Source organism: Candidatus Avelusimicrobium caledoniensis, assembly GCF_902756455.1.
GTDB lineage: Bacteria > Elusimicrobiota > Elusimicrobia > Elusimicrobiales > Elusimicrobiaceae > Avelusimicrobium > Avelusimicrobium caledoniense.
Genome location: NZ_CACVRB010000033.1, coordinates 1 through 11,346 on the forward strand (window position 1 = coordinate 1; position 11,346 = coordinate 11,346).

11 protein-coding genes are annotated in these 11,346 nt (G+C 47.7%); 2 read left to right on the plus strand and 9 right to left on the minus strand.

The features are described 5' to 3' along the window. Positions 1 to 350: 350 nt before the first annotated feature. From rfbB to ACQY2W_RS06910, 5 genes are all read right to left on the minus strand, one after another. Positions 351 to 1,364 carry a dTDP-glucose 4,6-dehydratase gene (gene rfbB, locus ACQY2W_RS06890; protein ID WP_428050717.1) on the minus strand — a complete coding sequence of 338 codons (1,014 nt, stop codon included), beginning with the start codon at positions 1,362 to 1,364 and terminating at the stop codon, positions 351 to 353. Next, positions 1,343 to 2,185 carry a dTDP-4-dehydrorhamnose reductase gene (gene rfbD / locus ACQY2W_RS06895; protein WP_428050718.1) on the minus strand — a complete coding sequence of 281 codons (843 nt, stop codon included), beginning with the start codon at positions 2,183 to 2,185 and terminating at the stop codon, positions 1,343 to 1,345. The genes rfbB and rfbD overlap by 22 nt, the downstream gene beginning before the upstream one ends. Next, positions 2,176 to 2,730 carry a dTDP-4-dehydrorhamnose 3,5-epimerase gene (rfbC, locus tag ACQY2W_RS06900; protein WP_428050719.1) on the minus strand — a complete coding sequence of 185 codons (555 nt, stop codon included), beginning with the start codon at positions 2,728 to 2,730 and terminating at the stop codon, positions 2,176 to 2,178. Before rfbC ends, rfbD begins: the two co-directional genes overlap by 10 nt. Then, on the minus strand, positions 2,717 to 3,601 hold the full coding sequence (gene rfbA, locus ACQY2W_RS06905; protein ID WP_428050727.1) for a glucose-1-phosphate thymidylyltransferase RfbA: 885 nt from the start codon (positions 3,599 to 3,601) through the stop codon (positions 2,717 to 2,719). The genes rfbC and rfbA overlap by 14 nt, the downstream gene beginning before the upstream one ends. 71 nt (positions 3,602 to 3,672) lie before the next feature. Next, positions 3,673 to 4,872, minus strand: coding sequence for a glycosyltransferase family 9 protein (locus tag ACQY2W_RS06910; protein ID WP_428050720.1), 1,200 nt, complete (start codon positions 4,870 to 4,872; stop codon positions 3,673 to 3,675). A 66-nt stretch (positions 4,873 to 4,938) separates the two neighbouring features. On the opposite strand from ACQY2W_RS06910, the gene ACQY2W_RS06915 reads away from it, so the two are divergent. After that, positions 4,939 to 5,895: a glycosyltransferase gene (locus tag ACQY2W_RS06915; RefSeq protein WP_428050721.1), complete on the plus strand. Its 957-nt coding sequence runs from the start codon at positions 4,939 to 4,941 to the stop codon at positions 5,893 to 5,895. Next, positions 5,892 to 6,815, plus strand: coding sequence for a rhamnan synthesis F family protein (locus ACQY2W_RS06920; protein WP_428050722.1), 924 nt, complete (start codon positions 5,892 to 5,894; stop codon positions 6,813 to 6,815). Before ACQY2W_RS06915 ends, ACQY2W_RS06920 begins: the two co-directional genes overlap by 4 nt. Positions 6,816 to 6,866: 51 nt before the next feature. Here ACQY2W_RS06920 and ACQY2W_RS06925 read toward each other — a convergent pair whose 3' ends face one another. From ACQY2W_RS06925 to ACQY2W_RS06940, 4 genes are read right to left on the minus strand one after another with little or no spacing between them, the layout of a single operon-like run. Further along, positions 6,867 to 7,910, minus strand: coding sequence for a response regulator (locus ACQY2W_RS06925; RefSeq protein ID WP_428050723.1), 1,044 nt, complete (start codon positions 7,908 to 7,910; stop codon positions 6,867 to 6,869). Then, the gene (locus tag ACQY2W_RS06930) at positions 7,904 to 9,343 is read right to left on the minus strand and encodes a hypothetical protein (protein WP_428050724.1); all 1,440 of its coding nucleotides are present in this window, start codon (positions 9,341 to 9,343) and stop codon (positions 7,904 to 7,906) included. The genes ACQY2W_RS06925 and ACQY2W_RS06930 overlap by 7 nt, the downstream gene beginning before the upstream one ends. A 56-nt stretch (positions 9,344 to 9,399) precedes the next feature. Beyond that, the gene (locus ACQY2W_RS06935) at positions 9,400 to 10,635 is read right to left on the minus strand and encodes a competence/damage-inducible protein A (RefSeq protein WP_428050725.1); all 1,236 of its coding nucleotides are present in this window, start codon (positions 10,633 to 10,635) and stop codon (positions 9,400 to 9,402) included. A 36-nt stretch (positions 10,636 to 10,671) separates the two neighbouring features. Next, positions 10,672 to 11,217, minus strand: a complete 546-nt coding sequence (locus tag ACQY2W_RS06940; protein WP_428050726.1) for a type IV pilin protein — start codon at positions 11,215 to 11,217, stop codon at positions 10,672 to 10,674. Positions 11,218 to 11,346 lie beyond the last annotated feature (129 nt).

An 11,346-nucleotide genomic window follows, 5' to 3' on the forward strand; every position in this document is an offset into this window, starting at 1 on the left:
GGGCCGCGTCCTTTTTGGCTATCACTTCTTTTTTTGCGCGCACCTAGTTCACTAGGCACGCGCAAAATAAACTACGCGCTACCCTAAAAAGTCCAGCGGCGCAAAGGCAAAAAGAACACCTTGCCAACCCCAGCCCGCAGCGTTGTACGAGTTTGCGTGCGCGTGCTTTGCCGCGCCGCAAGGCGAGTACCGCGAGCCCGGCCTGGAGGAAAAAGCCGTCAGGCTTTTTACCGGAAGGCAAATCCAGTCGCCCCGACCATTTAAAATAGAAAAACCACCTTTGGGTGGTTTTTTTATTTTAAGATTTATCGCCGACTCGGCAGATTTTCCCGGTTAAAAACTGGGCTATACTATCTACTCAAATACCACTTTACCGTTTTAGCGATACCCGATTCAAAATTCTCCTCGGCTTTCCACCCCAGTTTCGTTTCTATTTTCGTAGCATCTATGGCATAGCGGCGGTCGTGCCCGGCGCGGTCTTTAACAAACGTAATTAACTCTTTGTACGATTTGCCGTTAGCCGCCGGTTTGAGTTCATCCAACAGCGTGCAAATTGTATCCACAATTTGCAAATTAGTCCGTTCGTTCCGTCCGCCGATGTTATACGTTTCGCCGGCAACACCTTTTTGCCACACGAGCGCAATGCCTTTACAATGGTCTAATACGTACAACCAATCGCGCACGTTTTTACCGTCACCGTATATCGGAATCGGTTGCCCGGATAAACATTTGCGGATAATGGTAGGAATCAATTTTTCGTCGTGCTGTTTCGGGCCGTAATTATTAGAGCAGTTACTCGTTGTTACGTTGAGCCCGTAGGTATGATGATACGCCCGGACGAGCAAATCGCTAGACGCCTTACTGGACGAATAAGGGCTGTTGGGCGCGTACGGGGTTTGTTCCGTAAATAAACCCGTCGGGCCGAGTGTACCGTAAACCTCGTCGGTAGAAATATGATGAAAGCGGCAATTTTCATACCCGGGTTTCACTTGATTAGGCGCGCTGAGCCAATGTTGGCGCGCGGCTTCCAGGAGCGTAAACGTGCCTTCAATATTCGTTTTAATAAAAGGGAGCGGCCCCGTGATAGAATTATCCACATGCGACTCGGCGGCAAAATGAATCACGCCGCGGATATCGTACTTGTTAAATAAATCGTTTACAAGTGCCGCATCACAAATATCGCCTTTTACAAACGTATAACGCGGGTTATTTTCACACTCTTTTAAATTATCCAAGTTGCCCGCGTAAGTTAATTTATCCAAATTAACCACGTGATACTGTGAAAAATTTTCCAAAAAATACGGTACGAAATTGGAGCCGATAAACCCCGCTCCGCCGGTAATTAAGATAGTTTGCTCAGACATTCTTCCACTCCTTGCGTCCAGTGAGAAAGACGCTTATTAAACGTAGTTTTAAATTTCGTTTTATCCAACACGCTAAACGCCGGACGGCGCGCCGGAGTCGGATAGTCTTTTGTCAAAATCGGCAACACTTCGCATGGCAATTTGGCGCACTTTAAAATATAGGTGGCAAAATCATACCACGTAGCCGAACCTTCGTCGGTAAAATGGTAAATTTCTTGGGTGCCGGGTTTGATGTGCGGCAAAATATCCACAATGGCCCGGGCCAAATGCGGTGCGTACGTCGGCGTGCCGAACTGATCGGCCACCACGCGCAGTTGCGAACGTTCCTTACCCAGTTTGAGCATCGTTTTTAAAAAGTTTTTACCATACGGGCTGTACAACCACGCCGTACGCAAAATAACCGCTGTTTGGGCATAGCGGAAAACGGCTTTCTCCCCCTCCCATTTTGTTTGCCCGTACATCCCCAGCGGACGGGCGGGGGCGTTTTCAGCAATCGGAGCGTTGGCCGTGCCGTCAAACACGTAATCGGTAGAAATATGGATAAGCGGAATTTGTTGGGAAGAAGCCAGTTTTGCTAAATTGGCCGGACCTACGGCATTAAGTTGCCGCACCAACGCAGGAGCATTTTCGGCATTATCCACCTGCGTATAGGCCGCACAATTAACAATTGCACTCAGTTGGTGCGTATCGCCAAAAGACAAGACCGCTTTTTCGTTGGTAATGTCCAGCTCGTTGACATCGGTAGCAATATATTCTTGTGCCGGCAAAATATCGCGCAGACACGTACCTAACTGCCCGTTTGCTCCGGTAATTAAAAGCATGGATTCTCCTTATATGACGCAAATGACGGATTTTTTAAATCTTTTTCGGAAAGGATCGCGTGCGAAAGATCTATTTTCCAATCAATATGCAACTGCGGGTCATTAAAGATAACGGCTCCTTCGCTTCCTTTGTTATAAAAATTATCGCACTTGTAGGCAAATTTTGCCGTCGGAGTTAGCACAGAAAATCCATGCGCAAACCCGTGCGGAATAAAAAATTGTTTTTTATTTTCTGCGGAAAGTTCCACGCCGTACCACTGGCCAAACGTCGGGCTGTCGCTACGCAAGTCCACGACTACATCCCACACAGCACCTTCCAACACGCGCACCAATTTAGCTTGCGTAAACGGCGGCCGTTGGAAATGTAACCCGCGCAACGTATGTTGCGCAGAACGGCTTTCGTTATCTTGCACAAAATCTACTTCAATGCCGGCTTGTTGCCAAATGCGCTTATTGTAGCTTTCGTAAAAATAACCGCGGTTATCTTTAAATACCGTAGGGGTAAATACGATCAAACCGGGGATATCGGGTTTAAAAAAATCCATGTTTCTGATCCTCCGGGATAGCGGCTAAATACCGCCCGTACTCAGTATTTTTAAATTTTTCCGCAAAACGCAATAACTGTTCCTGCGTGATCCAACCGTTTTTGTAGGCAATAGCTTCCAAACAGGCAATTTTGAGCCCTTGCCGGCTTTCCAGTGCCTCAATAAACATAGACGCGCGAATCAGGTCGCCATGCGTACCGGTATCTAACCACGCCATGCCGCGGCCCATGAGCTCTACGGAAAGTTCGCCCTGCTGCAAATACCAATTATTTACAGCGGTAATTTCTAATTCACCGCGGGCAGAGGGTTTAATTTGTTTAGCAATATCTACCACGCGGTTATCGTAAAAATACAAGCCCGTCACCGCCCAGTTTGATTTGGGCTGTTGCGGTTTTTCTTCAATAGAAAGTGCTTTTTTATGCTCGTCAATTTCCACCACGCCGTACGCCTGCGGGTTGCGGACATGGTAAGCAAATACCGTAGCTCCGGACGGACGCGCCGCGGCATTTTGCACAAGCGTTTTTAAATCGCGCCCATAGAAAATATTATCGCCCAAAATCAAACATACGCTATCCTGCCCGATAAAGTCAGCCCCTAAAATAAACGCTTGGGCTAATCCCTCGGGTTTAGGTTGCTCCACGTAGGACAATTTCATCCCATAATCGGATCCGTCCCCCAACAATTGCCGGTAAGCGGGTAAATCCCGGGGAGTGGAAATGATCAGCACTTCACGTATCCCCGCTAACATCAGTACGGACAACGGATAATACACCATCGGTTTATCATACACGGGAATAAGTTGTTTGGAAACAGCCAACGTCGCCGGATACAAGCGGCTGCCTGTTCCTCCGGCCAAAATAATACCTTTCATCATTACCTCCGATATCAGTTTCTATCAGGCAGTGTACCAAATACGGGCCCTGTTGGCAATAAAATATCCCCTTATTTGGCTAAGTAGGCACATACTGCTTCAAAAACAGTCTGCGGCATGATAGACGCCAAACATTGTTTAGCAGAAGGCACATCTAACAAACAGCGGGTCATCCAGTATTTGTTAATATTCATACACCCTCCGCATACGGGGGCCGATAAATTCGTATTGCGTGCGTATCCCAAATAAGCCGCTTTTGACGGTCCAAACAACACCACACAAGGAGTTTTCGTCAAATTGGCTAAATGTACCATGCCGCTTTCTCCGTCAATATGCAAACAACTTTTGGATAGCAAATGCGGCAAATCGGACACTTCCGTTTTACCGGCCAAACACACATCGGCAAAATCAAACGGACGGCTTTGGTTTCCCCCCAATTGCACCACTGTTAGTTGCGGAAATTTATTTTTTATTAAGCGCACCAATTCGGCCCAGTGTTCTTGTGGCCAACAACGGGTCGGCCGCACGCCGCACGCCGCGGTTTGGTTGTTAATACCGTCGTGAATTGTGATATATTTTTTATCGGCAAGGTCCCATCTTTGTAGTACGGCTTGCGTCGTTTGTGCAGGCAAAGAAATAAACGCTTCGTCGTTTTGGTGGATATCAAGTCCGCTAAACCAACCTAAATTGGTAATGCGGCTACCGCCGTGCGCAATAGCAATTTCCGCTAATTGTCCGTCTAAATACGGAGAATATTGGGCAAACGGTTTAAAGCATGCTTGGAGGTCCAAACCGTCTTTGAGTATGGGGATAATTTGCGGGGCTAATTTTTCCACCCGGGGCCAGTTGATGTAATCGTACATCAATAGATGACACCCGGATAACACTACATCAAACTGCTCCGGCACATAATCGGGCGAAACCCACCGATCTATTAAACCGTCGGGGAACACCATATCTACGGTAGATTTCCGATCGTATGCTAACGTGATGTCGGCTTGGGGAAGCGTTTGACGCCATTTCTGCACGAGCACGCGGACCATACATACATCACCGATACCGCCGCACACATGCACCAAAAGATGTAACTTATCTGCCGCCAGCACTTCATAACGCTTAAAAAGACGCTTGATACGCCGTTTGGTGCGCTTGCGCCACGCACTGAGCTTGAGCGCACTTGCCACTAAACCGCTATCTTGCGCGGCGGCTTGTACCAATGTCCCGGCCCGTAACCCGGCCAACTTAAAAGAAAGACGTTGTTTGCTGTCCATACTTTTTCAACCTATGTGGGGATATGTGGTATAATTATAACATATATTTACCGTCTTGGAGGAACCATGAAACCCTACGCTTTATTCTTTGCAACCAACCGCCGTTTCTTCTTTGCGTTGGCCGTGTTGCTCATGAGTTTGAAAGACAAATCTCCCCGTCTGTTAGAAAAAGCAGATATCTTAATTTATCATCAGGGACTCAGCGAAAAAGACCAAGCTTTTCTAAACCGCATTTTACCGTGCCGGTTTACCGAATATAAATTTGCGGTGGAAACTGATTTTGACAACATCAATTTCAAAAATTTCTCTCAGTTAACGTTTGCACGGTATGATATTTTTGACTTGTTGGACAAGTATGAAAAAATCGTATATATGGACGTAGATATGATGCTCGGAGGAGAACTGCTCCCTGTGTTTGAACAGTACGGTAACCAAGGCGGACTGGCCATGTGTAAAGACACCCAAAAAGGCCTTACACTCATTACTAAAAACTTCAAACATCCTCTGCCGCAATACGATATGACTGTTCCTTGCTATAACGCCGGATTTACTTTATTTAGCCGTCCGCTTAACCGCAGAAACGAGCTACGCATGTGGTGTTACCATAAAACAGACGAGTGGCTTGAAAATCTGGTCTGCCCGGACCAAGGGGTCGTTAATGTGATGATGCAAGAGTTTAACATTCCCGTTGACGTACTACCTGATACCTGTAACTGTTTGCCGTCCAACCCGAAATATTTAGACAAAAACCGTCATGATGTGCTGGTGTATCACTGTGCCGGTGGCGGCGTACGGTTTTGGACGTACACGTGGTTTGCGCCGTGGCAAAAATACTACCGGGAATATCTCAATATGGGCGGAGACCCACACACGGATAAAGAACATGCGTGGTTGCGTTTTATCAAAAAATACAATTTGCAACGATTCTCATTTTTTGACCGCTCCCCGGACCCGCAAATGCATCCGGCCCGGTTTTTGAAATATGTTTTAGCGTACCCTTTTAAATACGGACTAAAAAAATGAAACGTATTTGTTTACTGGCCGGGTTTCATCCCAAAGGTCAAATCTCAGATTATGTCATTTACTACGCGCAGGCACTTTCGCAACTGGCCGACGTGTATTACATGGCCGATTGCGAGATGCCCGAGCCGGAACTGAAAAAATTAGCCCCGTACGTGAAAGGAGCGTGGGCCAAACGCCATGGCAAATACGATTTCGGCTCCTGGCAGGAGTTAATCAGTAAACTGGGTTGGGAGTTTATTACCCAATATGACGAGTGTATTTTTGCTAACGATTCCGTATTTGCACCGCTGTTTCCGCTGGCCCCCATTTTTGAACGTGCGGCGAAAGATACCCCTTTAGATGCTTGGGGTATTAACGCCTACGATCTGAAATATATAGAAAGTTATTTTTTTATCTTGCGGCGTAACGTGCTGTTGGCCGAAGCATGCAGACAATTTTTTGAAAACATAGTGTCCCAAACCAACGTGGATGGAGTTATTGAGCACTACGAAAAAGGACTGACTGATTTTCTGTGCAAAAACGGATTTAATTTCAAAGTGCTCCGCTATGCGCAAAACAGTTTGGCCGGAAACTGGCGCACCTTTATTAAACAGGGTGTCCCCTTTTTAAAAGTAAAGAATTTTATACGGGCACACGTGTATATACAATACGTGCATCTACCGGGCTGGCGCCGGTTTTTAGCCAAATACACCCGTTATCCGGTTTCGCTGATTGAACAGCATTTGCGTTCTATCGGCGTAGACCCCGAGCAATTTGACTCGTTTGGCTTTAAATTAAAATCGCTCTACTGGTGTTTACGGCGGTGGCGGCAAAAAATAATTCGGCTGCACTTTTACAAAAAGGAACGCATTGTGGTACTATTTGGGTGGACAGTTGTTTCCACGTCACCCAAACCCACACCGCAAATCAAAGAGTTTTAGAAAAAACGCCCCACTTAAAAGTGGGGCGTTTGATACCTTTTAGCGAAAAATTTATTTATTAGGGAATGCCTTGCCCGTTGCCACCACATTACTGGCGTAGTTAAACACCGCTTGCGCACTTTGGTGTTGTTCTATGCGCCCGGTCATACCGCGGCTAAACCAATACTGGGCCGTTCCGCCCGCACAAGAGAATAAAATAACCGGGGTTTGCTCGCCGCGTTTTATAATATCTTCGGTAATATCCGCACCCACCCCGTCTTTTAAATGAAAATCAGTAAACACAATATCATATTTTCCCGGTGCTTCGCGCAAGCGCGCTTTGGCTTGGGCCACGTCGTACACTACATCTACGGTTACCCGTCCGTCTTCTTGCGCCGCTTTTACAAATTTTTCCACCAAGCTGTACACATCGTTCACCATCAAAATATGTAGCGACTCAACTTGTTCATTCCACGGTTCGGTATAACGAGATTTAATAAAGTTATCCGGCTGCAATTGGGCACGCACCTCCACGGTTGTACGTTCATTCATCGCGCGTGCCTGTTCAACGGTCGTTACCAAATTTTCCAACTGATCCCGGGAAAATTCCCCCCACACCCAACGCGCGTTTTCCGGCAAAATTCCCTCCGCGCTTCCTTGTAACTCCAACGATTCCATAGAACGCATGGGTACGGGCCGTTGTTCGCTACTGGGCAAGCTCAGCCGCCAAGCCAAATCGGCATCCCGGCGGTAGGGATCTCCGTGCAGCGACGTTTCCGGGGCAAATTCATTACCCAGTTGGTGGAAATGAGCCACCGGATCCAACTCTTCTGCCCGCGGGACTGCCACCGGCAAAGGAATTTCTGGTACGGGCGTAACAACCGCGGACGAACGGGCCGCCGTAGCCGCCACTTTAGAGAAAGTATTGGGATTCATCAGGGACGTATTAAAAGCAGGTTTTACCACATTTGCGCCAAACGGAGCCGAAGGTTTTACAAATACCCGTCTGCCGTTAATAAGTTTCCAGCCGCCACCGCCGCCACCGATAGCAAACAACGGAGCCGTTACTAACAAACAACCGATAATCAAACTAAAACCGCGCGCTATTTTTACCATTCCGTAAACTCCTTTGGATAGGCATGCCCGCCGTTAGCGACAAATACGCTCAAGTAATTAAATATCTCACGGGCCGGGCGTGGCTCTTCCGTAGCCGATTCAAAAGAAAAGTCATCGTGTTTAATTCGGACCATATTGGGAATACCGCCGTCAAACCCTAACAAGAAGCCGCGTCCCGGGCCGATTTCTCCGCGGGAAACTTGCACCACATAACACGGTAATTGTTCTTGTTGCACTTTAGCCGCCAATTCTATACCGTTACGTTTACCCATGAGCAAATCGGTCAATACCACGTGATATTGGTTAGGGTGGCGGGTCAATTCCCCTTCCGCTTCAGCTACGTTGTTAAATAGGGTTACATGTACACGCGGATCCTGTTTAGCCGCCTCATCCAACCGGGCTAAAAATTCTTCGTCGTCGCTAGCCACCAATATACGTAAATCGGTCATTTCCGGGTGGAACGGTTTATCAAAAGTTTGGTTTAGGCGGATATAATTTTTCTCATTAAAATTGGGATATACCTGCGCTTCCATTTTCGGATCTACCGGGCGTATAGCCGGTTGCAAAAACATACTCCAACGAGAAGTAGTTACCTGCGGTTGCTCTCTCTTTTTGGTAGGATCCCATTTACCGCTTACTACCACACTACGGCGGTTTGGATCAAAATCCCGGCGGGCAAACGGCAAGGGCTTGGAAGCTATTTCACGGGACGCTTCAAGCGTTGTATTAAATTCTCTTAAATCTCTGTCGGAAAGCAAGCGTACGGGAGCATCGGCTTCGCGCTGTAATTGCAATTCAAAACCGGATAACGTCTGCGGGCGTTGGACCGCAATTCCGTTTTGCACCGCACGCTCCAAACGGTTTGTCACACGCAAACCTTGCGCGTACGGATCTCCTTGAGAAGAGGTACGGTACACCTCTTCTTCTACCCCTTCTCTGCCCCAGCGGTGGAAATAGGCCATATCCTCTGCCGATAAACTGGTCCGTCCGGCAGGTTTCGTTTCAGGCGTAGGGGTAACGGGTTTTACTTGGGGTACATGAAGCCCGGGCCCGGTATATTCCCGGTGCGCCGTCATCGCACCGCCCAAACCGCTCGGCTTCGTTGTACCCGGCATATAGACTTTATAGTGTTCCCCCAAGTCTGCTCCTTTATAAATGGGGGTGGCCATCATTTTAGGCATAGAAGGAAGAGTTTGCGCAGACACGGCGGACATGCGCGATACGCTAACAGGTTGTACTAAACGGGAAGAGCCCGTCAAGCCAAGACCGCCCGAAACGCTGGCCGTCTTCATAATCGCAGCATTGGACACGCCTTGTACCCCACCGCGCAATACAACCCGCGCACCGCCACCCACCGCACCGCCTTGGGCCGCCGCGGAGAAAGATACGGATAACATACTGACAAATAAGATAAATTTTCGCGTATTGTTCATACTTATAGTATGGCCATATTACGCGTAAGTTTCAAGGGCCAAAAGACCTAGAAGACCTAGGCCCTATCTTTTTCAATGGTACGCACCAATAACCGCAGTGCCGTAACGGAAGCTTTGCCGATGTTACGCTCGCGCGTGTGAGAGAATAGAAATTTTTGCGCGGTAGCCCCGTTAGGCCCGGCCACGGCAATCCACACCGTACCGACGGGTTTTTGCGGTGTTCCGCCGTCGGGTCCGGCAACGCCCGTAGTAGAAACGGCATATTCGGCCCCGGTTATACGCCGTACGCCTTGCGCCATTTGCAGAGCTACTTGTTCGCTGACCGCGCCGAATTTTTCCAAATCGTTTTTGTTTACGCCCAACACTTTGATTTTTACGTCGTTAGCATACGACACCACGCCGCCTAAAAAGTAAGACGACGCCCCGGGCACAGACGTAATCAAATGCGCAATATTTCCCCCCGTGCAACTTTCCGCACAGGCCACGGTACGGTTTAATGTTTTAAGTTGTTTAGCGCAAAAATCTTCCGGTTTTTCTTCGCCTTGCGTAAAAGATAAACCGCTTAATGCCGTCTTTAATTGCGCGGTTATTTCGTCCAATTTTTCAACAGCCGGCCCGCTGGCAGTTAAACGCAAGCGCACAAAACCCGCCGACGGCAAATAAGCCAGTTTGATACCCGCGGGTAACGCGCGCTCAAAATTGTCTAAGCGCATAGCCAGGTCCGACTCCGGGATATCATATACCGTTACTACTTGATAGGAAAGTTGCAAATGCGGAAATTTTTGTTTAAGCCGCGGCAATACCTCTTGCGGAATTAAATATTCCGTTTCAAACGGCACGCCGGGTAACGAAACGACGATCTTGCCGTCACGCTCAAACCACATCCCGCACGCCGTGCCTTTGGCATTATGCAGCGGCGTACACGACGCAGGCAACAACGCTTGCGTTTTGTTAAGCGCGTTCATGCGTGCCGGGTTAGCCGCAAATAATTCATCTAACCATTGTTGCGCTTGCTTGTTGTGGATAAGCGTGGTGTGGAAAAACTCCGCAAGTGCATTTTTAGTGATATCGTCTTTCGTCGGGCCAAGGCCGCCGGTAAGAATCACCGTATCGGCAATTTTAAGCGTGCTGTCAAGCGCGGATAAAATCTCGGCGCGGGTATCGCCCACCGAGCGCATTTCAACCGTTTCCGCGCCCAGTTTGGTTAGTTCCCGCGCGATAAATTGGGAGTTAGTATCTAAAATTTGGCCGAGCAAAATCTCGTCGCCAATAGTAATAATAGCTGCTTTCATACAGCTATTGTAGCATTTCGCAAGGAAATGCGTTTATTACGGCATTTCGTAAATGCGCACCGACCACTTAGTGGCTACTTTGTTTGTCGCATTGAATAGCTTTGTACAAAAGATACCTTCCGTTATATTTAGATCGGTTCGTTCTATACAATAGATTTTTTTATCTAACACATTGTCCGAGTCATAATGAAGAAAGAAAAACCCCGTTCCCCTATAAGGTCCGGCAATAAAAAACGAAGTAGAAAGTGTATAATTAGCGCTATGATTGATAATAATTTCTGTCCAATTATCGCCCCGTACAGCATCCGTAGAGGGCACTCTTGTACCCAAAGTAGCCGTACTACGAGGGGTTAAAGAGGCGAAATCAATGTCTAATTCGCTAATGGCGGTAGCATACTCCCCACTGGCCATTTTGTATATTTCTTGTGCATTAGCCAAACTGCGCGTGGTCGTTAGTAATTGTGTAGCCCGGCTTTTCCACACCGCTTTTTGATATTGCGGCAACGCGACCGCCGACAATATGCCGATGATGAGAACAACTACCAACAGTTCAATGAGCGTGAATGCTTGTATGTTTTTCATACAACTCTCCTTTAAATTATTTTTACCAACAAATAAAATGTAGCAAAAAAAAAAACGATGTCAAGTTTTTATTTTTCTCTCGCTATATCCCGCATAGAAACCCTGCGGGATGACGAGCGAGAGAAAAAT